The organism is Exiguobacterium sp. s150, assembly GCF_018618435.1.
Taxonomy (GTDB): domain Bacteria; phylum Bacillota; class Bacilli; order Exiguobacteriales; family Exiguobacteriaceae; genus Exiguobacterium; species Exiguobacterium alkaliphilum.
The window spans coordinates 1-23,414 of record NZ_JACSMC010000010.1 but is presented as its reverse complement, the minus strand read 5'-3'; the positions used below and the strand labels follow the sequence as shown (position 1 = coordinate 23,414).

At 52.9% G+C, this 23,414-nt stretch carries 18 protein-coding genes and 1 riboswitch; of the genes, 11 read left to right on the top strand and 7 right to left on the bottom strand.

The annotated features are described in order from the left end of the window. Positions 1-4 precede the first annotated feature (4 nt). From ade to KNP76_RS06970, 3 genes are all read left to right on the top strand, one after another. Positions 5-1,714, top strand: coding sequence for an adenine deaminase (ade, locus tag KNP76_RS06980; protein WP_034814382.1), 1,710 nt, complete (start codon positions 5-7; stop codon positions 1,712-1,714). A gap of 117 nt (positions 1,715-1,831) precedes the next feature. Then, on the top strand, positions 1,832-2,110 hold the full coding sequence (locus tag KNP76_RS06975; protein WP_214843703.1) for a hypothetical protein: 279 nt from the start codon (positions 1,832-1,834) through the stop codon (positions 2,108-2,110). 65 nt (positions 2,111-2,175) lie between these two features. Continuing rightward, a riboswitch (Lysine riboswitch) is annotated at positions 2,176-2,352 on the top strand. 112 nt (positions 2,353-2,464) lie between these two features. Further along, the gene (locus KNP76_RS06970) at positions 2,465-4,057 is read left to right on the top strand and encodes a Na+/H+ antiporter NhaC family protein (protein ID WP_214843701.1); all 1,593 of its coding nucleotides are present in this window, start codon (positions 2,465-2,467) and stop codon (positions 4,055-4,057) included. Between the two features lie 94 nt (positions 4,058-4,151). Here KNP76_RS06970 and KNP76_RS06965 read toward each other — a convergent pair whose 3' ends face one another. Next, the gene (locus KNP76_RS06965; protein ID WP_214843699.1) at positions 4,152-5,780 is read right to left on the bottom strand and encodes a peptide ABC transporter substrate-binding protein; all 1,629 of its coding nucleotides are present in this window, start codon (positions 5,778-5,780) and stop codon (positions 4,152-4,154) included. Positions 5,781-6,006: 226 nt separating this feature from the next. Here KNP76_RS06965 and KNP76_RS06960 point away from each other — a divergent pair, with 226 nt between their 5' ends. Then, complete coding sequence (locus KNP76_RS06960; protein WP_214843697.1) at positions 6,007-7,410, top strand: basic amino acid/polyamine antiporter; 1,404 nt, start codon at positions 6,007-6,009, stop codon at positions 7,408-7,410. Between the two features lie 23 nt (positions 7,411-7,433). Here KNP76_RS06960 and KNP76_RS06955 read toward each other — a convergent pair whose 3' ends face one another. Further along, positions 7,434-9,488 (bottom strand): putative bifunctional diguanylate cyclase/phosphodiesterase, encoded by a 2,055-nt coding sequence (locus KNP76_RS06955; protein ID WP_371816170.1) that lies wholly within the window; start codon positions 9,486-9,488, stop codon positions 7,434-7,436. 159 nt (positions 9,489-9,647) lie between these two features. On the opposite strand from KNP76_RS06955, the gene KNP76_RS06950 reads away from it, so the two are divergent. The 3 genes from KNP76_RS06950 (at position 9,648) to KNP76_RS06940 (ending at position 11,683) form a co-directional block, all read left to right on the top strand. Continuing rightward, positions 9,648-10,850: an ornithine--oxo-acid transaminase gene (locus KNP76_RS06950; RefSeq protein WP_214843695.1), complete on the top strand. Its 1,203-nt coding sequence runs from the start codon at positions 9,648-9,650 to the stop codon at positions 10,848-10,850. Positions 10,851-10,934: 84 nt separating this feature from the next. Continuing rightward, entirely contained in the window at positions 10,935-11,342 is a 408-nt protein-coding gene (gene crcB, locus KNP76_RS06945; RefSeq protein ID WP_034809934.1) for a fluoride efflux transporter CrcB, read from the top strand. Further along, positions 11,339-11,683 (top strand): fluoride efflux transporter FluC, encoded by a 345-nt coding sequence (locus KNP76_RS06940; RefSeq protein ID WP_034814391.1) that lies wholly within the window; start codon positions 11,339-11,341, stop codon positions 11,681-11,683. The genes crcB and KNP76_RS06940 overlap by 4 nt, the downstream gene beginning before the upstream one ends. 37 nt (positions 11,684-11,720) lie before the next feature. Here the strand turns inward: KNP76_RS06940 and yhfH are convergent, their stop codons facing one another. After that, on the bottom strand, positions 11,721-11,879 hold the full coding sequence (yhfH, locus tag KNP76_RS06935) for a protein YhfH (RefSeq protein ID WP_081825919.1): 159 nt from the start codon (positions 11,877-11,879) through the stop codon (positions 11,721-11,723). Between the two features lie 147 nt (positions 11,880-12,026). Between yhfH and KNP76_RS06930 the strand changes: the two genes are divergently transcribed. Then, on the top strand, positions 12,027-12,395 hold the full coding sequence (locus tag KNP76_RS06930; RefSeq protein WP_034809929.1) for an ArsR/SmtB family transcription factor: 369 nt from the start codon (positions 12,027-12,029) through the stop codon (positions 12,393-12,395). A 519-nt stretch (positions 12,396-12,914) separates the two neighbouring features. Continuing rightward, positions 12,915-14,972, top strand: coding sequence for a heavy metal translocating P-type ATPase (locus KNP76_RS06925; protein ID WP_034807550.1), 2,058 nt, complete (start codon positions 12,915-12,917; stop codon positions 14,970-14,972). A gap of 14 nt (positions 14,973-14,986) precedes the next feature. Here KNP76_RS06925 and KNP76_RS06920 read toward each other — a convergent pair whose 3' ends face one another. Then, on the bottom strand, positions 14,987-15,607 hold the full coding sequence (locus KNP76_RS06920; protein ID WP_034807553.1) for a hypothetical protein: 621 nt from the start codon (positions 15,605-15,607) through the stop codon (positions 14,987-14,989). A gap of 170 nt (positions 15,608-15,777) precedes the next feature. Between KNP76_RS06920 and KNP76_RS06915 the strand changes: the two genes are divergently transcribed. Further along, complete coding sequence (locus KNP76_RS06915) at positions 15,778-17,847, top strand: alpha-amylase family protein (protein WP_251137387.1); 2,070 nt, start codon at positions 15,778-15,780, stop codon at positions 17,845-17,847. A gap of 40 nt (positions 17,848-17,887) precedes the next feature. Here KNP76_RS06915 and KNP76_RS06910 read toward each other — a convergent pair whose 3' ends face one another. From KNP76_RS06910 to KNP76_RS06900, 3 genes are all read right to left on the bottom strand, one after another. Beyond that, positions 17,888-20,476, bottom strand: a complete 2,589-nt coding sequence (locus tag KNP76_RS06910) for a putative bifunctional diguanylate cyclase/phosphodiesterase (RefSeq protein ID WP_251137386.1) — start codon at positions 20,474-20,476, stop codon at positions 17,888-17,890. A 112-nt stretch (positions 20,477-20,588) separates the two neighbouring features. Continuing rightward, positions 20,589-21,455, bottom strand: a complete 867-nt coding sequence (locus tag KNP76_RS06905; RefSeq protein ID WP_051690222.1) for a YitT family protein — start codon at positions 21,453-21,455, stop codon at positions 20,589-20,591. Positions 21,456-21,541: 86 nt separating this feature from the next. Further along, complete coding sequence (locus KNP76_RS06900) at positions 21,542-21,949, bottom strand: YkvA family protein (RefSeq protein ID WP_211779947.1); 408 nt, start codon at positions 21,947-21,949, stop codon at positions 21,542-21,544. 114 nt (positions 21,950-22,063) lie between these two features. Here KNP76_RS06900 and KNP76_RS06895 point away from each other — a divergent pair, with 114 nt between their 5' ends. Further along, on the top strand, positions 22,064-23,302 hold the full coding sequence (locus tag KNP76_RS06895) for an aminopeptidase (protein WP_214843691.1): 1,239 nt from the start codon (positions 22,064-22,066) through the stop codon (positions 23,300-23,302). The last annotated feature ends 112 nt before the right edge of the window (positions 23,303-23,414 follow it).

Sequence of the window (23,414 nt, the reverse complement as noted above, 5' to 3'; positions counted from 1 at the left end):
ACAGATGGAAAAACAACATTTGATTGACATCGCCGCGAAGAAAAAGAAAGCAGCGGTCGTCTTTAAAGATGTGGCGGTCATCGACGTGTATAGCCGTGAGACGATTCGCACCGATGTCGCAATCGACGCGGGATACATCGTGGCCATCGGGGAAGGCTACGAAGGAGAGACGGAATACCATGACCCGTCATGGACGCTCGCACCGACGTTTATCGATTCACACGTCCACATCGAGTCATCGATGGTGCCGCCACACGAGTTCGCGAAAGCCGTCCTGCCGCTCGGCGTCGCAACGGTCATCGCGGACCCACATGAGATTGCGAACGTGAACGGGGCGCTCGGGATTGAATATATGTTGGCTGACGCGAAAGGACTCCCACTCGACGTCCGGATGATGCTCCCGAGCTGTGTGCCGGCGACGCCGTTCGAACATGCGGGCGCAAAACTTTATGCGGAGGACTTGGCCCCGTTTTTAGGCGATCCGGGCGTGCACGGCCTCGGCGAAGTGATGGATTATCCATCGGTCGAGGCCGGGAGCGTAGACATGCTCCAGAAAATCGCGCAGACGGAGGCGGTCGGGAAAGTCGTCGACGGTCACGCATCCGGTCTCGGTCCTGACCAACTGAACGTCTACCGGACGGCTGGGATTATGACGGACCACGAGTGTACGACGGCCGAAGAGGCGCTCGAGCGGGTTCGCCGCGGATTTTACGTTCAAATCCGGGAAGGTTCGGTCGCCCGGAACGTCGAGAAGGTGAGCCGGGCCATCACGGAAAGTAACGCCCATCGCTTCTTGTTCTGTACCGACGACAAGCATTTGGACGACCTCGTCGCCGAAGGTGGGATCGACTACAACATTCGCATGGCGATCAAACAAGGCGTCAAACCGGAGACGGCGTATGCCGTTGCGAGTCTACATGCGGCCGAGGCTTACGGGTTGAACGACATCGGGGCCATCGCGCCTGGGAAGAAGGCGAACTTTGTCATCTTGTCAGACGTCCAATCGGTAAAAATCGAAACCGTCTATGTGAACGGCGAAGTCGTTGCCCGTGAAGGCCAAGCGACGTTCGAAGCGAACGGGATTGAAGTGCCGAAACCGATGAAAGGGGAGTTGAGACTTCCGGCGTTGACGAGTGAATCGTTCCGGTTACCTGTCAAAGAAGAGGCGGTCGACGTGATTCAAGTGTTGCCGAACAGTCTGTTGACGAAACGGGAGCGCCTCGTCTTCAGTCCAGACGAATCCGGGGCAGACCTCGACCAAGACATCGCCACGCTCGCCGTCATCGAGCGACATCACGGCACGGGGCATATGGCACTCGCGCCGGTCACAGGCTTCGGCTTGAAGCGAGGCGCGCTCGCCGCGACGGTGGCCCACGATAGCCATAACCTCGTCATCGCCGGCGTCAGTCCGAACGACATGTTGCTCGCGGCCGAGACGCTCGAGAAGGTCGGTGGTGGCGTCGTCGCAGTATCAGAAGGGGAAGTGCTTGCGGTCTTGCCACTCGAGATTGGTGGACTCATGACGAAGCGTCCTTACGCTGAAGTGGCGGACGTGCTCGAACAGTTGAACGACGCGCTCGACGTCGTCGGGGCGCATCGTCATTTCAATCCGTATTTGACGATGTCGTTCCTCGCGCTTCCGGTCATCCCAGACTTGAAATTGACGGACATGGGACTATTCGATGTGACGACGTTCTCATTCATCGAGTCATGAGTCGGTCTAACGTATGATTTTTGTTAAGAACGGCTCGGAACGATTGAACGGTTTCCGGTAAGTTGGTATAGTTACAACAAGTTTCATCGGTTCAAATTGAAAGGGGGGATATCACAGATGGAACAAGTTGCTTATAACCGGTTGTATGATGAACATGAGGATTTGATCAATTCTGTATATCGTGCCTTCAAAGACCGATATGAAGAATTGCCGGACGAGACGCGGACGAAACGTCGGTTACGCCGCCTCATCCTCTTGACGATTAAAGAGCAAACGTCGTCACATGCCGAGCGGTTCGTGTTGTATCATTTCTTTAGCGATTTCTTTAAAGCGGTCGAGGCAAATGACCAAGAAGCACTCGCTGTATTGAAACAAATCATCCGTGACGAAAAATAAGTGTTGAAATGTGTCATGGACCTATGATAATTTAGACGTAACTTTTAAATGAATATTCGTGCTATCGATGAGGTAGAGGTGCGATGCTGATGAGTATGTAGTCGGAGGATGACAACGATGAAGGCTACAAAAAGGCAGAATCGCCGAAGTGCAACACCCATGGTCTATGGGGTTGTGCTGGGCTGACGGGGAATACGCGTCAGACTGCCATACATATTTACGTATGGAGCGCTCCAAGTCGGCTAAGAAAGACGGAACATCCAGCGAGGGTGTCGGCTTTGTTGCCGATGCCCTCGCTTTGCGTTTTTTTAAGCATAGGGGGCCTCATCTCAAACAAAAGAGGAGGAAATCAGCATGGTAGATTATTCAACTTCGGTACTATCACTCGTACCGGCATTACTTGCCATTATTATGGCCATCACAACGCGGAAAGTCATTCCGTCGCTTGGCGTCGGGATTATCGCAGGGGTATTGCTCTTGCATAACTTCAATCCGCTCGACTCGATCTCATACTTATGGTCAAACGTTCTCGCCTTGTTCTGGTCGGACGGCGAGTTGAATGAGTGGAACGTGCTCTTGATCGCGTTCTTGCTCTTACTCGGTATTTTGTCGTCAATCATTCAAACGTCAGGCGGAGCCCGGGCGTTCGGTGAGTGGGCGGCTGCAAACGTCAAGACGGCACGCGGCGCACGCCTCGTCTCGTTCGGACTCGGGATTTTGATTTTTATTGATGATTACTTTAACAGTTTGGCTGTCGGTAACATCAGTCGTCCGCTAACGGACCGGAAAAAAGTCTCACGTGCGAAACTCGCGTATACGATCGACTCGACGGCCGCACCGGTCTGTGTCATCAGCCCGCTTTCAAGTTGGGGGGCATACATCATCGCACTCATCGCCGGTATCTTGGCGAAATACTCGATTGACAGCTATTCGTCGCTCTCGGCATTCATTCAAATGATTCCGATGAACTTCTATGCCATCTTCGCATTGCTCTTGACAGGCTATGTCGCCTTCACAGGTCTCGCGATCGGGCCGATGCGTACGCATGAGCTCCGCGCGCTTCAAGGCGAGCTATATGACGTATCAAAAGGTGCTCCGATGGGCATGAGTGAAGACATTAAAGAACACGACAACGGGAAAGTTCGTGACTTGATCGTACCGATCCTCGTGTTGATCGTCGCGACCGTGTCGGCCATGCTCTATACGGGCGGTCAGGCGCTCGCGGCAGACGGTCAAGCGTTCTCGCTCCTCGGTGCGTTCGAGTCGACTGACGTCACGCGTTCACTCGTGGCCGGAGCCGTCATCAGTTTGATTGTCACGTTCTTGCTTTTAATCGGCCGTAAGATTCCGGCTGGTGACTATGGACGCGCGACATGGGCCGGAATTCGGGCGATGTGGCCGGCAGTCCTCATCCTCTTGTTCGCTTGGACAATCATCGCGGTCATCGGTGACATGAGAACAGGGGACTACTTGGCGAGCTTCGTCACGGATCGCATCGCAGCCTCGTACTTGCCGCTCATCTTGTTCGCGATCGCCGGACTCATGGCGTTCTCGACCGGGACGAGCTGGGGGACGTTTGGTCTCATGCTCCCGATCGGGGCGGACTTGATCATGGCGGTCGAACCAGAGCTCTTGCTCCCGACGCTCGCAGCCGTCTTGGCAGGTGCCGTGTTCGGTGACCACTGTTCACCAATCTCGGATACGACGATTCTCAGCTCGACGGGTGCCGGGTCGCACCATATCGACCACGTGTTGACGCAGCTCCCGTACGCATCGATTGCGGCTGGTGTCTCTGCGATCGGGTACTTGGTACTCGGGATCACGACATCGATGTGGATCGGTTTCTTCGTAGCATTCGCGGCGTTCGTCGTCATGCTCGTCGTCGCTCAAATCATCTCGAGACGCGGACGTGTCCCGGCAGAAATCCGGGCCGAGCGCGAAGCGTAATCGTCAAAGCAGGCATGTCCCATCTTGGGGCATGCCTGCTTTTTTTTCTCCGCATTCAAAAAACCCTTTCCGCGTGCGCGGAAAGGGTTGTCGATTAGTTGACGTCCAACCATTTGAAGCTTGCGTCAGCTCCGAACGGGTGGCGGTACATGTTCTTAATGTTCGTACGTTCGAGGTACGCCTCACCTTTTTGATAGATCGGTGCGATGGCGAAGTCATCTTCAAGCAAGATGCGTTCTGCTTCTTGCATCGTCTCCCAACGTTTCATCTCATCGGCTTCTTTCTTCGCTTCTTGAACGAGCTTGTCGTACTCTTCGTTCGAGTAGGCCATCCGGTTGAACGGACCGTCTGTGACCCACATGTCGAGATACGTCATTGGATCCTGATAGTCTGGCCCCCAACCGGCAGCAGAGACGTCATAGTCGCCCGCACCCTCGAGCTCGAGGAAGTTTTTGAACGGTTGTTGCTTAATGTTAAGCGTAAGTCCTGGCAAGTTCTTCTCGAGCTCACCTTTGATGAACTCGTTCACTTTTTTGAACGCTTCTTCGTCACGTGAGAGGAACTCAAGTTCGACTGTCTCGACACCAAGTTCAGACAATCCTTTTTCCCACGCCGCTTTCGCTTCGTCGACGTTATAGCTGAGAAGGTCTGGATACTTCTCACGGAAGTCCGCACCGTCAGACGTGTACGTGAAGTCTTTCGCCACGATAAAGTTCGCAGGTTGTGAACCGTCTGTCAAGATGACGTCCGTGACACCTTGTTTATCGAACCCTTTTGCGAGCGCCTCGCGGATGTTGACGTTTTGGAGCGCCTCGTTCTTTTGGTTGAAGCGCAAGAAGTTGATGCGTGCGTCAGCACGCGTCTTGAACTCGTCGCTGTCTTGGAATTGCGGTACGAATTCAGATGAGAGGAGCGTATAGTCCGCCTCCTCTGATTCGAATAAGTTGACGCCTGTCGAGACATCTTTCACGACTTTGACGTTGATCGTCTCCATCTTCACGTTGTCTGCATCCCAATAGTCTGGGTTTTTCTTGTATACCCAACCCGTGTTATCTTGCCAACTTTCGAGCACGTAAGGGCCGTTGTAAAGTGTTTTGTCGACGGTAGTTGCGAACGCTTCGCCTTGTTCTTCGACGAACTCTTGTTTTTGTGGCATATACGTCGGGAAGCCAGTCAACCCGAGGAAGTAAGGAGCCGGTGCTTCCAATGTAACTTCGAGTGTCTTCTCGTCAACGGCTTTGACACCGAGGTCGTCGACGTCAGCTTCGCCTGCGAGAATGCTGTTGGCGTTTTTCAAGTCTTGCAAGATGTAGGCGTACTCGGCACCCGTCTCAGGGTTCAAGGCGCGTTTCCATGAGTAAACGAAATCGTCGGCCGTAATCGGTGAGCCGTCAGACCAGTTGGCGTCACGTAATTTGAATGTGTATGTAAGGCCGTCCTCTGACACGTCGACATCTTCTGCGATCCCTGGTGTCGGTTGGTTGTTCTCATCGAGTCGATACAGTCCCTCGAAGACGTTGTTCGTTACGATGATTGACGTTGAATCCGTCGTCAGCGTCGGGTCAAGCTGTGGCAAGTCCGTCGCCGAAACGAGTGTGATTTCTTTTTTCGCGTCGCCTGATGAAGAACCTTCAGAAGAGCTTGATGATTCTTCGCCGCCTCCGCAAGCTGCTGTGGCGAGTAATGCGACTCCCGATAAAGCTAACCATTTCTTGTTGCGCATTGTGATTCCTCCCGAAAATTCTGATTGTTTCGAATATAGTGTTTATTAAACTACAATTATTATGAATACGCAATTTATTTATCTTAATTATTCGAAAATATAAACATTAGTAAAATACCTATCAAACGACCCTTTTATTCAGTAGAATGGAAAAATCGTCGGATGATTATACGCTATGCGTGTATAGTTATTCGTCAGACGTCAAAGCAAGTGGAGGTCGTTTTGAATGAAGTCACAGACAGCCGGAATCGGCTTTTTTGGTCTCGCGGCAATGGTCGTTGGTACGATGATTGGCGGCGGGGCGTTTAATTTACCAGGTGCGATGGCGCAAGGGGCAGGGGTCGGATCCGTCTTGATTGGGTGGTCGATTACCGGGCTCGGCATGATCATGCTGGCGTTCGTCTTTCAATTTTTAGCGAATCTGCGTCCGGAACTCGACGGTGGGATTTATGCGTATGCGAAGGAGGGCTTCGGTCGCTTCATCGGATTCAACAGCGGTTGGGGCTACTGGATGTCCGCCTGGATCGGCACGGTCGCGAACATCACCCTCATCTTCAGCACGCTCAGCTACTTCTTCCCCATCTTTTCGGCTGAGCATCGAACGTTTCGGTTGCTGATGAGCGCACTCCTCATCTGGGGATTGTTTTGGTTGATTCGGATGGGGATGCGCGAGGCCGCGCTCCTGAATATCGTCACGACGATCGCCAAGCTCGTGCCGCTCTTCCTCTTCATCATCTTGATTTTGTTCGCGTTTCGAATTGAGACGTTCCAAATCGATTTTTGGGGAAGCGATGGCTTCAGCTGGTCGCACGTGTTTCCTCAAGTCAAATCAACGATGCTCGTCACACTTTGGGCGTTCGTCGGGATTGAAGGGGCGGTCGTCCTCTCGTCTCGTGCGCGCCATAAGCGCGATGTCGGACGGGCGACGGTCATCGGACTCGTCGGGACGCTTCTCATCTATATGATGATTTCGATTTTCTCATTCGGGGTGATGACGCAAGAACAGCTAGCGGCGCTCCCGGAACCGTCGATGGCGTACGTGCTCGAGGCGGTCGTCGGTCCGATTGGCGCGACGTTCATCAACATCGGCCTACTCGTTTCACTTGGGGGTGCCCTACTCGGTTGGACGATTTTAGCGACCGAAATCTCTTATGTGGCGAGCCGGGACGGGGTGTTCCCGCGCGTGTTCAATCGATTGAATCGAAATGAGACGCCTGTGAACGCGCTGTTCATCACGCAACTGTTCACTCAAATCGTGACGGTCATCGCGCTTTTCTCCGAACAGACGTATTTGGTACTGTCGAGCATCGCCGGAATCGCGGCGCTCGTCCCTTACTTGTTCTCGGCGCTATTTGGATGGAAAGAAGCACGGCGCATGCACGCGCGCCGCTTGCTCGTCGTGTCAGGCATCGCCTCGCTGTACGCCGCTTGGTTGCTCTATGCGTCTGGCATCGAGTACGTCCTCATCGCGATGATTTTATACGCACCAGGAATCTTCGTGTTCATGGTGGCGGAACGGGAGCAGGGACGTCCGTTTCTCAGCCGGATGCAATATGCGATTGCCGTCCTGATTCTCCTCGCCGCCACGTATGGCGTGTATGGGCTGTTGACGGCGACGATTGCGCTGTAACTAAAAATCACTGACCGCGTTGGTCAGTGATTTTTATTGTGCTTCTGATTAGTCAATAGCTCGATGATGCGCTCAGGCGGCATCGGTTTGGCGTATAAGAACCCCTGGAACGAGTCGCAGTCGGTCGTTCGCAAATGGTCGAGCATCTCTTCATCCTCGACGCCTTCTGCAACGACATGAAGGTTCAAGCTCTTACCGAGGTGGACGATGACATCGAGTAAGTGTGATTTTAAAGCGAGCCAATCGTCTAAAAAGACTTTGTCGATTTTCAGCTCGTCGACTGGGAACGACTTCAAGTATTGGAGCGAAGAGAAGCCGGTACCGAAGTCATCGATTGACAAGCGGTAGTCGAGACGTTTGATTTGATTCATCCGGGCGATGATCTCCTCGGTCTGCTGCATGACAAGACTTTCCGTGATTTCGAGAATCATGTCCGTCGGATTCAAATGCAGCTGTTGTTTAATGTTTCGAAGTGTATTGATGAAGCTCTCGCTTCGGAATTGGTTCGGCGAGATGTTGACGGCCATCGACAACGAATGGTCGACGAGCGGTTGCCACACCTTCAACTGTTTCGCCGCTTCTAAGATGACCCAGTTGTTGATCGGAACGATGAGCGCCATCTCTTCGGCGAGCGGGATGAACTCGGACGGCGGGATTTGGCCGAGCTCGTCGTGATGCCAGCGCAGCAACGCCTCGAATCCGATGAGTCGATCCGTCTTCAACTCATACTTCGGTTGATACTCTAGATAGAAATGTTTTTCTTCAAGCGCTTGATAGAGCGCTTTTTCAATATGGATTTGACGTGAGAACGCGTCGTCCATGTCTTTCGTGACGAATTGGATCGTTCCGACCCCGATTCGCTTGCCTTTGAACAAGGCGCTTTCCGCCCGGGCGTACAATTCTTCGAGTGAGTTCGTCGCGGACGGGTAGAACACACAACCGATTGAAATCGACAGCATGATCGAATGATGATAGATGCGGAACGGGCGTTGTAGCTCATATTGCAACTGACGCAACAACCGGAATACATCCTCTTTCGATTGCTCCAAGAACAAGACGCCGAACAAGCCGCCAGACGGATGGAACATGACGCTCGTGTCCGGGAGGTGACGAGAGGCACGCTCTTTGATTTGAAGCAACAGTTCGTTACCGACGCGAGAGCCGAACGATTCATTGATGATTTTGAAGCGATCAATATCGAACAGGGCGATATGGACGATTCCTTCGGATTGATCAGCGAGCTGAAGGATGTCGCGATATTCGCGCAACCAGCCTTTCTTGTTCAGTAGGCCGGTCAAGTCGTTGTGATACGCCAAATACTCGACTTCACGTTCGAGCCGTTTCTTGTCGGAGACGTCGAAGCCGAACGCCGTATATTGGAGCACCTCGCCCTGTTCACTTAAAATCGGGACGACGGTCAAATTGAGCCAACAGACGTTCGTCGTATGCCGTTTCGATTGAATCGGCATCTCCCCGTGCCAAATCCGGTCAGAGGAAAGGGCTGCGCGCACCGTATCGGCGATGGGCGCTTTCTCATGCATTGGATGCACGAGATCGAACCAGTCTAGGCCGATGAAGCGATGCTCCGATTCACCGATCAATTCACAGAGCATCGGATTGACAGCCGTGATTCTCCCGTCGGCATCGGCGGATAAGTAATATGTCGTCTGTTCAATCATCGCTTGGAAGTGATGCAACAAGTTGAACTGTTCGGTACTGATGAGCGGACCGAACCTTTTCGGTAAAAAGGCAAGGAAGTAGCCGGTATAGCCGGCGATGGCGAATGATTGCAAATAAGCGGTCGCATAGACGAGCGACCCGTCTTTATGTTGAAACGGCGTCATCGCCGTCGTCGAGAACGGATATTGGAGGAGCAGGGGTGCCCACGTTTCGAGCGCACTGTCTAACTGTTCGACGACAGGCAACGCTTGGTGGAGCACCTCGTCCCGTTCCCATCCGAACAGCGCTGTCGCATGTTCGTTCCAAAGTAGGACGTCGCCGCCGAGATCGATATAACAGCACGGAATTGACAGCGCATCGATGAACGCATCAATCGGCAAGTCACGTAAAGAAGCCACACGAATTCCTCCCATCCTCATCAAATGAATCATAGTCTACGTTCAGTGTACCTTATTTTCCCAACCCGAGGAATGGGCAAGTTCGCCGTTGTCAAAAGAAAGACGGTCATCATATACTGAAAGAGTAAGAACGACTTTTTAAAACAAGGGGGAAATCAAATGTCAAAGACACAAGATGTGATTGAATTGACAGAGAAGTTCGGGGCGCACAACTATCATCCGCTCCCAATCGTCATCTCGGAGGCGAAAGGGATTTGGGTGACGGATCCAGAGGGGAACCGTTACATGGATATGTTGAGCGCTTATTCGGCTGTCAACCAGGGGCATTGTCATCCGAAAATCATTCAAGCACTTAAAGATCAAGCAGACAAAATCACGTTGACGTCACGGGCGTTTTACAATGACCAACTCGGCCGTTTTTACGAAAAAGTGGTAACGCTTACAAATAAACAGATGGTGTTACCGATGAACACGGGCGCTGAGGCGGTCGAGACAGCCGTCAAAGCGGCGCGGCGCTGGGCGTATGAAGTGAAACAGATTCCAGGACAGGCAGAGATTATCGTCTGCTCCGGAAACTTCCACGGACGGACGATGGCGGCTGTATCGATGTCGACAGAGGCCGAATATCAGCGTGGGTTCGGCCCGCTCTTGCCAGGATTCAAAGTCGTCCCATACGGTGACATCGAAGCGTTTGAAGCGGCGTTGACGGAAAACACAGCGGCGTTCATCGTCGAACCGATTCAAGGAGAAGCCGGTATCATCATCCCGCCGGAAGGCTATTTGAAGCGTGCGAGCGAGCTGTGCCGTGAGCAGAACGTCTTGTTCGTCGCCGATGAGATTCAATCTGGCCTCGGTCGTTCTGGAAAATGGTTCGCCATCGAGTGGGAAGGTGTCGAGCCAGATATGTTCATCCTTGGAAAAGCGTTAGGAGGCGGCGTATTCCCGGTTTCGTGTGTCGCGGCCAATGAAGACGTGCTCAGCGTGTTCAGCCCAGGGTCACACGGTTCGACGTTCGGTGGAAACCCACTCGCAGCGGCCGTCTCGATTGCCTCGCTTGAAGTGCTCGAAGAAGAGAAACTTCCAGAGCGTTCGCTCGAACTCGGCACGTACTTCATGGACCGCTTGAAGACAATCGACAACCCGTTGATTAAAGAAGTGCGCGGACGCGGACTGTTTATCGGGATCGAATTGACCGAGGCGGCCCGTCCGTACTGTGAGGCACTGAAAGAGCGTGGGCTGTTATGTAAAGAGACACACGAGACGGTCATTCGCCTCGCGCCTCCGCTCGTGATCACGAAGGAAGAGCTCGACGAAGCGTTCGAGGCCATTTCGGCCGTATTCGCTCCAGCGGCTATTTCATAAGCAGGCCCATTTTGTTATAATTTAAGAAGCAATCAGACACCTGCCGCAAATAACGGCAGGTGTTTTCATTAGGGAGGAACAGCGATGCTGTATGTATACGTTGGACTGGCCGGTGCGCTCGGGGCGTTGCTTCGCTATGAGATTGGCGTTGGCGTGCATAACGTTTATGGCGGGTCGTTTCCGTTTGAGACGCTCGCGGTCAATTTGATTGGAAGTTTTGTGCTCGGTTGGCTCACGCACTTCTTGTTTCGGACAGGACGCTTGTCACCGATGGTCGTGACGGCGCTCGGGACGGGATTCATCGGGTCGTTTACAACGTTTTCGACGTTCAGTGTCGAGACGATCGTCATGATTGAGGCGAGAAACCTCGTCGGTGCGATGGTTTACGTCACGCTCAGTGTCGTCCTCGGCTTGTTGAGCTCATGGTTAGGCTATAGGTTGGGCAACCGACGTTTTCGTCGGTTTGAACATCGTAAGGGGGGAGCGTCATGACGATTTTGGCTGTCATGGTCGGTGCGTTCTTTGGGGCGATGGCCCGGTTTGGCATCGGTCAACTTGTGAAGCGATGGACGGCCTCGGTTTTCCCTTGGGCGACGCTGTTCGTGAACGTGACGGGTTCGTTCTTTCTTGGCTATCTGTTCAACGCGTCGATGAACGAGACAGTGCTGCTTGGAGTCGGGGTCGGCTTTCTCGGTTCGTTCACGACGTTCTCGACGTTCAAGCTCGAAGTGATGCGCTTCGTGACGAAAGACTGGGTTCAGTTCGGCCTGTATTTATTCGCCACATACATCCTCGGGATTCTTGCCGCTTACGCCGGCTATCATCTCGGGTAACGCACAATCCCCTCGGAAACGATTCCGAGGGGATTGTTTATTCTGCGAGTTGAAGCTTTTCAGCACATGAGGAGCATGTGCTCTCATAAGACTCACACTGTTCGTCCATATGTTGCCCACACTCTTGACATGTCTTGTCCGGTAACTTCCGATAAAATTCAACCGATGATTCGAGACGGCTTGCCCATTCGTTCATGATGAAATGCCTCCTTCAAGGTCGTGGATTCGTATTTGGTTGTTTTGATTGTATTATAACAGGTGTTATTAAGTCAATAATAATATATAACAGATTTTGTGAACTCGATTTGCTAAACTATAGGTAACGAGAAACGAGGTGACATCGATGAAGGCACCCCAATGCGAGACGATTGCGATTCAACAGGAACAAGTAGCCGAACTGCAAACGCAACTTGACCAATTTGATGCGACACGCGTTAGTCGATTATTTAAGGCGTTTGCCGATCCGACACGAATGAAGGTGTTGTATGTGTTGACGCTCGAACAGGAGTTATGCGTGTGTGACGTGGCGGCCGTGATCGGGCATTCGAACGCGACGGCGTCCCATCACTTGCGGACGCTCCTCGACCAAGGGCTCGTCAAGTATCGGAAAGACGGAAAAGTCGTCTATTATTCGCTCGATGACGACCATGTCCGCTCACTTGTCGAGATTGCGATGGCGCACAGCGCTGAACGGCATCCGACTGAACCTTAACGAACTTCCGCTCCATTGCGGAAGTTTCAGGCTGTAGACAAAACATTGTCTGCAGTTTTTTTATTTGTCCGACCGGGCACAGCTCGCTTTTCTGGGGGCAAGCAGGGAGCCGCATCGCTTAACGCTGCTGGGTCTCCCTTTGCTTGCTATTCCCCTAGAAGTCTCGCCGTGCCCTTGGTCGGTCCACGCATCCATCCCTCATTTCGTATCCGCGCTCCTTTTTTATAATGAGAGGTGGAGAACCCGTCATGGAGGCGATGCTACCCTTTGCCGCCCTCAATCTCAAGAAGATGGCAGGCTTGGCATGGAAGAAAGCCCAGCTCGCCTGAACAGGGTCTCGGGCAGAACGCCTCAAGGCCCGAAAACGAAAAAGTCACGTTTCAATTCGCCTGAAACGTGACTTTTTCTACAATCTGGAACTTCCGCTCCATGGCGGAAGTTTTTTTTGGTTGCGGGCGTCGAGTAACAGCGTTATGCTATATTCAAATGAATATTTGAATGTAACAGGAGGAATGCGAGATGGCGAATCGAGATATCTTGCCGATCGAAGGTGTAACGTGTACAAACTGCGCGGCTAAAATCGAACGACGTGTCGAAGGCCGATCGAGTGTGGCATCGTGTCAAATCGATTTTGCGGCGAGTCGCATGATGATCGAATGGAATGAACCGAATGACCATGACGCGGAACTGCAATCGATTGAACAAGAGATGGCACAGATTGAACCAGGGGCCCACTTTGCTCGAAAGGAAGCAACGGGCGATCACGTCAATCATCTTTTGTGGCGCTTTGGGACGGCGCTCGCCTTGTTTGGTGTCGGGATCTGGTCTGACTCACTCTTCTTTTATGCCATAGCGTATGTGATCGTCGGATATGACGTTGTGTACGCTGCGATTCGAAACACCTGGCATCGAGAGTGGTTCGACGAGAAGTTTTTAATGACGATTGCGACGTTCGGCGCCTTTGCGATCAACGAGTATCCGGAGGCGGTAGCCGTCATGCTGTTCTATCAGCTCGGAGAATACGTTCAAGGTCGGGCCGTCCGAGCTTCCCGTCGTTCCATCCAGTCGTTGTTGACGATGAAACCGACGATGGCGCGGGTGCTTGAAGCCGATCAAGAAGCTATACGCCGGCCAGAAGAAGTGGCAATTGGATCGAGGCTCGTCGTCTTACCGGGCGAGCTCGTCCCGATGGACGGGCGCGTCGCCACGGGCGCAAGTTCGCTCAACACGGCCTCTCTCACCGGTGAGTCGCTTCCGAAATCGGTGGAGGCGGGTGAGCCCGTTCTCGCCGGCATGTTGAATTTGGATGGACGGTTAGAAGTCATCGTCGAACGTCGGTCGACGGAATCGACCCTTCAAAAGATGATCGCTCTCGTCGAAGAGGCGAGCGCGAAGAAGGCGAAGACCGAACAAATGATCACCCGTCTCGCAAAAATCTATACACCCGTCGTCGTCGGTCTGGCCGCCATCGTCGCGTTCGTCCCGCCGCTCTTTGGCGGAACATTAGAGGAATGGGTATATCGCGCGTTGATTTTCCTTGTCATCAGTTGCCCGTGTGCGCTCGTCATCTCGATTCCGCTCGGATATTTCGGCGGCATCGGGGCTGGGTCGAGACGAGGCATCTTGGTAAAAGGGGGCCAGTACTTAGACGCGCTCGCTGAAGTGGATACGATTGTATTCGATAAGACGGGAACGCTCACGACGGGGCAGTTTAACGTCACGTCCATCGAGACGAACGGACAGCTGTCGACGGACGAACTCGTTCAGATTGCCGCGCGTGTCGAGCGTGCTTCGACACACCCGCTCGCGACGGCCATCGTCGAACTTGCTGGGGAAGGGACTTCTTTTGCCGATGTCCATGAAGAGCCGGGTTATGGCCTGATGGCGGTGGACGGGGAAGACCGCATCTACGTCGGCAGTGCCCGCTACATGGAGAAGTTAGGCCATCGTGTCCAGGGGGCTCGGGTCGGAACGCACGTGCACATCGTCAAAAATGACGAATGGTTAGGACGGATTGAACTGATGGATGCACTCAAACGAGATGCACGCGAGACGATTCTTGCCTTGAAACGCGGCGGATACCGGACGGTCATGTTGACCGGTGACCGGGCCGTCGTCGCCGAGGCGGTCGGTGCGGAACTTGGCCTCGATGAAGTGACGAGCGAGCTCTTGCCCCATGAAAAAGTTGAAGCGGTCGAACGACTCGTAAAAGACGGGAAGGTTGCGTTTGTCGGGGACGGCATGAACGATGCCGCGGCACTGGCTCGAGCGGACGTCGGTCTCGTCATGGGAGGAATTGGGAGCGACGCAGCGGTCGGGGCTGCCGACGTCGTGTTGATGAATGACGAACCGCACGACCTCCTCACGGCAATCGAGCTAGGGAGACGTACGAAACAAATCGTTTGGCAAAATATCGTCTTCGCTTTCTTCATGAAAGCACTCTTTCTTATCCTAGGCGTTTGGGGAATCGCCTCCATGTGGGAAGCGGTCTTCGCGGACGTAGGAGTCGCTTTGATTGCGATTGCGAATGCGACACGTTTGATTCGAAGTACAAAAAAAGACCCCAACCGAGGTTGAGGCGAGCGGACCGATCAGTCTCGATCGATCCGCTTTTTCGTCTTGGCCATCAAAAAGATGAGAATGACGAGGATGGCGATGAGCAGGATGGCAACCGAGATGAGTGCTTGAGTCGCGATGTCGATTTCACGCTGAGTCGCTGTCAACTGCTTACGAATGTCGTTATACTGCATCTTCTTCAACGAACGCAAGTCCTCTAAAATCGTCTGGCGTTGATCGGTCATCGTCTCGGCGACGGCGGTCGCTTCCGCAAGGTCGCCGGTCTCATAGATGACGAGCACACGGTCCGCCTCTTGTTCCCAAATGCCGTCCCGATACAATAAATCGAGAAGGGAACTCGGTGTTTCTGGGTCGCCTGCGATGGAGGCCTTCAACTCTTTCGCGCGTTGGGACATGCTGTAGTACGCTTCGAGGAAGCGTCGGTCGTCATAGGCGAGAAGCCCACGAATCGCGTTGGCCCGTTCGATGTTGTAATACATGATTTCTTCGATGGCTTGATAGGAATCGAGTCGAGGCCCGTGGATGGCCTCGATTCGCTCGTTCGTATTGCGCAACTGGACGATGAAGCTGGCGATGACGAGGACGAGCAAAATGGCCAATGCACCGAATAACGCCAACCATTTCCGCTGAGACATGGTGCTTCCCTCCCTTCTGATGACAATCGTACAACAATTTTAAGCGTTCGGCATAAATTATTTTTTTGGAAAAGAAAAAAACGGGTAAACGTTTAAATACATAGGATGGTGTACCTTGTTATCGTTTACAATTGGGATGAGGTACGATTTCAATCATAAGGAGAATAACTATGCCAGAGAACTCGTCGTTAAAAAAGTTACACCAAGTGTTAAAAGACAAACGGACCGATTTACACTATGAAATCCCGTCTTTGTGGAATCGAATGCGCTTTTTGTCGGAGCCGGTCCGTGATGGTGTCGAACGGGTCAACCCATACGATTTCTTAATCGAGACGATCGAGAAAGGCATTCTTCCGCATGCAGTCGACGGCCGTGACTATACCGAATCTGTCGCCAAGGCGGACGCTTATCTAGAGACAGGCGGCGACTGGATCAAGCGGGCTTCGGTCTACTCGATGCAAGTGCGGACGTCGACGTCTTGGGACCATGACGGGTCGGGCTATGTCGAGATGAACAATTCACAAGGAATGAAGGATACGGGGACGTTCGTGAAGACGCTCGCTTTGTTGCCGCATCTCCTCTATATGGGCATTGACACGTTGTTCTTGTTGCCAATCTCGCAACACAGCCACAAGAATAAAAAGGGCGAGTTCGGTTCACCGTACGCCGTCCAAGACTTTTTTGCGATTGACGAGGAATTGAAAGAGACGCTCACCGGGGACGGCTTGACCGTCGAAGAAGAGTTTGCGGCGTTCGTCGAAGCGTGTCACATGGTCGGCATCCGTGTCGTCATCGATGTCATTCCCCGCACGTGCGCGCGCGATAACCGATTGATTCTAAAGAACCCGGAATGGTTCTATTGGATTCCGGTCGCCGAGCTCGACCATTATCATCCGCCGCACGTACCGGGAATCGGTGAGAACGTGAAGCCGGAATACGCGTTCTTGCCGATGATTTACGGCTCGCAAGATGTATGGCAACATTTGCGTCGCTTCTCGATGGCGCCAAACTTGGTCGATGCGGCGAAGTGGGAGCAGGTGAAAAGCTATTTACTCGATCATCCGGAAGAGAACTTGCTCGCCGTCATCGAACGGGAATTCGGATTGACGACCGCCCCGGCGTTCTCGGACTGCATCAACGACCCGCAGCCGCCATGGTCTGACGTCACGTACTTCCGCTTGTTCCTCGACCATCCGACGGCTGCCGGCCCGTACGTGAACGACGCGAACTTGGCGCCGTACATCTTGTTCGATTCGATCAAGTCGAACCAGTTCCGGGGCGAGCAAATCAATGAGCCACTTTGGGCGATGCTGACGGATATCATCCCGCATTATCAGCGGGAGTATGGAATCGACGGTGCGCGCATCGACATGGGGCACGCGTTACCGGTCGATTTGGCGCAACGAATCTTGACAGAGCCACGTGCGCTCGATTCGAACTTCAGCTTCATCGCCGAAGAGTTGATTGAAGTGGGGGCTTGGGCGGCGCGTGACGCCGGTTATAACATGATTATCGGATACGGGTTCTATAAAGAGCCGCGCTTTGATACGCACGACACGCACCAATTCTTTTATGACTCGCGTTTCTTGCCGCTCCCGGTGTTCGCCGCCGGTGAGACCGCGGACACACGCCGCATCGCGACCCGTGACGGCGGCCGTCAAGCGAGCCGATTGCTCACCGTGTTGAACGGGTTCATGCCGAACGGGGTACCGATGACGAACTCGGGGCTCGAACTGTATGAGACGCAACCGATGAACACCGGCCTCGACTGTCGACCGGAAGAAGCGTATCAACTCTTCCCGACCGACCCGTACTTCGGGAAGCTCGCCTTTTTTGACGCCTATCAGTTCCATTGGGATCATCCTGAACGGGACGAGATGATTGAACTGATGCATCAAGTGGCTGGCATCCGTCGGCGTTGGCTCGATGTCCTCGTCAACCCGAGCCACTTTGAGCCGCTGACGATGGGGCAGATGGATGCGCCGTTTATCGGTCTGGCTTGGTTGCGTCCAGACACGAACGAGACGCTCCTCGTCGTCGCCAATACAAGTATGCATCAACCGTTACAGGGCAAGGTCGCCCTTGACGGTGTGCGTCGCCGGAACTGGAACGCGAGCCGCTTCGCTGAGATGGTATATTCGCCGAACTCATGGCCGTATGCCGAGCACAGTTTCGATGACAACTGGGACCTGTGGGTCGATTTGAAACCGGGTGAAGTGAAAGTGTATGAGATGAAGTAACGTAAAACGCCTCGGACCGAGAACAGGTCCGAGGCGTTTGTTATTGTCGTTGTTTCATGTAAAAGATGACGAACTCGTCAAGTGGCATCGGTTTCGCGTAGCGGTAACCTTGCATCGAGTCGCAGCCGATGCGACGCAAAAACGTCTCTTGATATTCGGTTTCGACCCCTTCGGCGACGAGAGCCATCCCGAGTTGTCTCGCCATCGCGACGATCGTCGCGGTGACGGTCTGATACTCTCGATTCTCTTCGAGTTGCATCGTGAACTCACGTGGAATCTTGAGTTCGTCAATCGGATAGCGGACGAGGTAGGCGAGTGAGCTATACCCGGTCCCGAAGTCGTCGATGGACAGTTTGATCCCGAGCGCCTTCAATTCGAGGATACGATTCAAGACGCGTTCTGAGTGATGCGCCGCGACTGTCTCCGTCAATTCGAAGTTTAAGCGGCCCGGCTCAATCGGGAAACGGTTGAAGAGCGTCGTCAAATAGTCAATCAAATGCTCATCGAATAGTTGGCGCACGGACAAGTTGACCGAGAGCTTCGGCAAATCGATGTCGCCTTGTTCGAACGCGTACATGAGTTGGAACGTCTCGTGAATCATCCATCGACCGAGGTCTTGGATGTGTCCCGTCTCTTCCGCGATCGGGATGAACTCGCTCGGCGGGATGAAGACGCCGTCACGTTGCCAGCGCATGAGCGCCTCGGCACCGATGATTCGCTTCGATGCCGCATCGACCTGTGGCTGAAGATAAAGCGAGATTTCGCCTTTTTCGAGCGCGGTGTCGAGCCCTTCCATCAACAGCTTGCGTTCTTCTTTGTCTTCGCGTAGCTCTGGCGCAAACAAGACGGTCTCATCCCGTCCCTTCTCTTTTGCTTTGTACATCGCCAAATCGGCATTCGACAGTAAGTGTTTCAGCGTCGCCCCGTGTTCAGGGTAACGGACGATCCCGATGGAGGCGTGAATCTCGACGAGCGTCCCGCCCAAATAGTAAGGGGGGCTGTAGACGAGCCGACGAAGCCGTTCGATCAACATCTCATTATCATCGTGTTCGGCAACGACGATGAATTCATCTCCACCGAGACGGCCGGCATATTCGTTCGGCAACAAGGCGAGACGGAGCCGTTTGCCGATATGTTGTAACAACTGGTCGCCCATGTGATGTCCGAATTGGTCGTTGATTTCTTTAAAACCGTCCAAGTCAGAGAACATCAATGTGAACGGTCGCCCATCCTCGATGAGCTGTTCAATCTGCTCTTGGAGGGCGTAGCGGTTGTGCAATCCGGTCAAGCTGTCGTGGTTCGCTTGATATAAAATTTGTTCCTGCTGGACGATCATTTGTGTGATGTCTTTGACGATGGCATAGATTCCTTCGACGTCACCGTTGATAATCATCGGGATGTTCATCAGTTGCCAGACCCGCTTCGTGCCATCATCGGTCACGATGTTGACCTCAAGCGTCTCCGGACGCCCGGACGTCAAGTCGTGAAGGGCGGTCGCGTAAGCGCCACGGTCCTTCGGCTCAATCACGTCGAGAATATTCGTCCCGATTAGCGTTTCGGCAGTGTGACCGAGAACGGAACTACCGGCTTCGTTGACCGACAGCACCTCGCCGTCTAAGTCGAATAAGAAAATCGGTTCGGCGTGATAGGCGAACAGCGAGCGATACTGTTGTTCGCGGATTTCGAGTTCGTGCGCTTTCGTCGTCACGGCGGTCTCGAGGTCGGTGTTGACGGTATGTAGGCGATGGCTAATCAACGCGTTTTGTTTCGCGACGACGAACTGCCGGATGAGAAGCAGCAACACGGCGTTCGCAATCATCGAATCGAGGACGGACGTGCCGAGCAGACGATCGGATGCGAGCATGAACAACATCACGACCGTGCTGTAGATGATGTAATCGAACACCGAGTCATGGATGAGGACATCCTCGTCTGTCTCATCAAACAAAAAGCTGAGCGAGATGAGGAAGATGCTGCTCACTTGCAGGACATGGACGAGGTCATGTCCAATCCCACCAAAGGCGACGACTTGATTGACGATCGAGGCGACCGTGAAGCCGAGGATTCCGATGAGAAGCAGGATTCGAAACGATTGGCCCGATGTGACGATGCGATTCAAATACAGGAAGGCGAGCACCATATAAAGGCTGACGAGCACCATCTGTTCTTCAAATCCGTTCAAATAGTCGCGATACACGTCTCCCTGTGAAACATAAAAGTAGAGATGGAGTGCGCCGACGAACAGAAAACTGAACAAGGCGAATACATCGAACGTGCGGAGTTTCAACGTACGAATCTCAATCGACTGCGTGATGACGATGAGTGCCATAATCAAATAAAAAAAGTTTTGGCTAAACAACATCAAGTCGCTCGAAACAGGTACCTCATAACGCAAGGCGGTCACGTACGTGATGAAGCAGACGTTTCCGGCCGTAATCAAGGTGTGGATATAACGTCGCATGCCACGATGGGTCACGGCAGCGTAACAGCTAAACAAAGTCGCGATACACGTGACGACGATCAAGTACACGAACAGGCTCGTCTCGCGCAGCGCGTAAGGACTGAAAACAATCAATAACAGTCCAAGAAAAAACGTCCCGACGAGCAGGGCGGGAACTGATTGGCGCAAGGAGTGGCTAGACAACTCATGCACCTCCTTCTATATTCTATTAGGCTCACTCGTATTATCGGACCGAATCAACGTTTGTTACACTAAAAAATCGACAACGAAGCGTTGTCGATTAAAGGGTATAGGAATGTTCTTTGAAGTTACCGACGACCGAATCGATTTCTGACACCGTGATAAACGCTTCCGAGTCGATATCCGACACGATTTGGCGCAATTTTGGAATCTCGTTGTTCTGGACGACGACGTAAAGCATCTTCTTCGAGTCGTTCGAATATCCACCGATCGCATCCATAATCGTGACACCGCGCTTCAAATTCTGCTTGATCACCAAGTTGATTTCATCAGACTTCTTACAGATGATAAAGCACTGTTTTTGGGCCGAGAAGAAACGGTGAATCGTCAATAGCGTCCGCGACCGTACGAAACTGAGCACGAGCGCATACATGACGGCCTTGATGTCGAACGTAATGAAGACGAGCACGTACACGATGATGTCTTGCGTCAAAAAGATTTTAGGGAGCGAGAGATTCCGATTCGTCGTATAGATGACTTTTCCGAGAATGTCGAGTCCACCTGTCGAGGCGCCTGCGAATAAGAGTAGCGCCAACCCAAGGCCAGAAACGATACCACTAAAGACGGAAGCGACGAGTGGGTCATCGAGCGGGGTCGGTGGAATGAGCACCGGCAGCGCATCGATTAAAATCGAGGACAACACGACGACGATTCCCGTCATGAAAATAAATCGCTTTCCTAGAAACTTGATTCCGACGATGAAGAGCGGGATATTCAACAACAGTTGAGTTAGCCCGATTGGCGTGCCGAATAGTTCGTTGACAATGAGTGTGATTCCGACGATTCCCCCCGAGCCGATTTCGTTTGGCTTCAGGAGCAAACCGACGAAGATGGATTGTAGAATCGTCCCGGCGATAATGAACAGGACCGTTTCGACGGCGATTCGTTTTCTTGATTTTGCATACATAGAAGTTGGCTAGGCGCCATACGCCCCCTTTGATAAAGTTCTCAAGCAAGCGTACTTCGACCGACGCTGAATTTCAAGAGTCTGATTTACATCTCGTGATGAAAGCGGTCGATATCGCTAGCGAGTTGTTCATGGACGAAGTCAATCACTTGGGCATCGTCGAACAAACCGAGCGGTGCGTCGTCCGGGATAGCGTCGAACGGCGAGACGAAATAGAGAACGGCCGCGACGAGTGCGTCTTCTTTTTCTGGTTGCATATCGAACTGATCGTTATAGATTGCCCGCAATATATTGAGCAACTGTTTCATCTGGAAATATAGCGTCAGTTCTTCTTCACGCTCGATGTTCGAAATGTCATAGGAAGCGACGTCGACGGTCACTTTGGCGAGGGCGAGTTCACCTTGGACGAGCAAATCTCCGCGCTGTTCGTTGGCTGTGTACGCCGTCTTCGCTGTGTCTAGAAAGTGTGCATACGTTGTTTTCCAATCTGGCATATGAATTCCTCCTTCTTTCTACATCTACTAATATGCCCGTTTTTGCGATTTGGTTGCAACTTTTCCGAAAATTTAAGAAAATAAGAGAGAACGAAAAAAGGAGGAACTGTACATATGTCTACTTATACAATCCCGACCGAAGCGGAGTTTGCCCGTTATGCGGAACTCGCCGTAAAAAAAGGTGTCAATATCCAACCGGGCCAACAGCTTGAAATCCGTGCCGATATCAGCCAAGCACCACTCGTCCGTCAAGTCGTCAAAGCAGCATACGCTGCTGGAGCCAAACAAGTTTTCGTTAACTGGAGCGACGAGGAGTCGACGAAGATTCGTTATTTTGACGCGCCACAAGACTCATTTAAAGAATTCCCAGAATGGTTGAAAGCTCGTTTTGAGCAACTTGCAGAAGAGAAGACAGCGTTCTTGTCGATTGTCAGTGATGATCCCGATGCGTTAAACGGTGTCGACTCGTCTCGAATCGCGGATTCGAACCGTGCCGCCGGCGTCGCACTCGCGAAGTGGCGGAAGTACGTCATGAGCGATAACGTCAGCTGGTCGATTATTGCCGGCGCTTCTGACGCGTGGGCGAAAAAAGTGTTCCCAGACCGTGAGGATGCGGTCGCAGCACTTTGGCGTGCCATCTTCGCGGCGACACGCATGGACGAAACAGACGTCGTCGCTGCGTGGGACGAACACGATCAAGCGCTTCGGACACGTGCGAAGCTATTGACGGAAAAGAAATACGCGAAACTGCATTATAAGGCGCCGGGTACGGAATTGACGATCGGCCTTCCGAAGAAGCACGTCTTCCTTGGCGGCGGCGGACCGAATACGGACGGCGTCGACTTCATCGCCAACATGCCGACCGAAGAAGTGTTCACGCTTGCCGATAAAGACGCGGTCGAAGGACACGTGTCGAGCACGAAACCGCTCAGCTACAGCGGAAACTTGATTGACGAGTTCACGCTTTGGTTCGAAGGTGGGAAAGTCGTGAGAGCGGAAGCGAAACAGGGACAGGCTGCACTCGATGAGTTACTCAACCTCGACGAAGGGGCGCGCCGAATCGGTGAAGTCGCGCTCGTTCCAGACGATTCGCCAATCTCGAACTCAGGCCTCCTCTTCTACAACACGTTGTTCGATGAGAACGCCTCATGCCACTTGGCGCTCGGACGTGCCTACTCGACGTGCCTTGAAGGCGGACCGTCGATGTCAGCGGAAGAACTCGCCGAGAACGGGGCGAACGATTCGATGACACACGTCGACTTCATGATTGGGTCGGCCGAGATGGATATCGACGGGGAGCGTGAAGACGGTTCACGCGAAGCGATCATGCGTGCTGGGAACTGGGTGATTTAAAGAAGGAAGAGGCGAATCCGATATGATATGCTCCCCAATAGGTAGACAGATAAAATAACAAATCTGTTTATCTGATTGGGGAGTGTTTTTTTTATGGCGAGAAGTCGGCATT

What these genes read in the sequence shown, in the direction of transcription:
- KNP76_RS06950 (WP_214843695.1), top strand. Translation starts at nt 9,648, where the DNA reads ATGTCAAAGACACAAGATGTGATTGAATTGACAGAGAAGTTCGGGGCG.
- yhfH (WP_081825919.1), bottom strand. Translation starts at nt 11,879, where the DNA reads ATGAACGAATGGGCAAGCCGTCTCGAATCATCGGTTGAATTTTATCGG.
- ade (WP_034814382.1), top strand. Translation starts at nt 5, where the DNA reads ATGGAAAAACAACATTTGATTGACATCGCCGCGAAGAAAAAGAAAGCA.
- KNP76_RS06930 (WP_034809929.1), top strand. Translation starts at nt 12,027, where the DNA reads ATGAAGGCACCCCAATGCGAGACGATTGCGATTCAACAGGAACAAGTA.
- KNP76_RS06925 (WP_034807550.1), top strand. Translation starts at nt 12,915, where the DNA reads ATGGCGAATCGAGATATCTTGCCGATCGAAGGTGTAACGTGTACAAAC.
- KNP76_RS06920 (WP_034807553.1), bottom strand. Translation starts at nt 15,607, where the DNA reads ATGTCTCAGCGGAAATGGTTGGCGTTATTCGGTGCATTGGCCATTTTG.
- crcB (WP_034809934.1), top strand. Translation starts at nt 10,935, where the DNA reads ATGCTGTATGTATACGTTGGACTGGCCGGTGCGCTCGGGGCGTTGCTT.
- KNP76_RS06940 (WP_034814391.1), top strand. Translation starts at nt 11,339, where the DNA reads ATGACGATTTTGGCTGTCATGGTCGGTGCGTTCTTTGGGGCGATGGCC.
- KNP76_RS06900 (WP_211779947.1), bottom strand. Translation starts at nt 21,949, where the DNA reads ATGCCAGATTGGAAAACAACGTATGCACACTTTCTAGACACAGCGAAG.
- KNP76_RS06975 (WP_214843703.1), top strand. Translation starts at nt 1,832, where the DNA reads ATGGAACAAGTTGCTTATAACCGGTTGTATGATGAACATGAGGATTTG.
- KNP76_RS06965 (WP_214843699.1), bottom strand. Translation starts at nt 5,780, where the DNA reads ATGCGCAACAAGAAATGGTTAGCTTTATCGGGAGTCGCATTACTCGCC.
- KNP76_RS06960 (WP_214843697.1), top strand. Translation starts at nt 6,007, where the DNA reads ATGAAGTCACAGACAGCCGGAATCGGCTTTTTTGGTCTCGCGGCAATG.
- KNP76_RS06915 (WP_251137387.1), top strand. Translation starts at nt 15,778, where the DNA reads ATGCCAGAGAACTCGTCGTTAAAAAAGTTACACCAAGTGTTAAAAGAC.
- KNP76_RS06905 (WP_051690222.1), bottom strand. Translation starts at nt 21,455, where the DNA reads ATGTATGCAAAATCAAGAAAACGAATCGCCGTCGAAACGGTCCTGTTC.
- KNP76_RS06895 (WP_214843691.1), top strand. Translation starts at nt 22,064, where the DNA reads ATGTCTACTTATACAATCCCGACCGAAGCGGAGTTTGCCCGTTATGCG.
- KNP76_RS06970 (WP_214843701.1), top strand. Translation starts at nt 2,465, where the DNA reads ATGGTAGATTATTCAACTTCGGTACTATCACTCGTACCGGCATTACTT.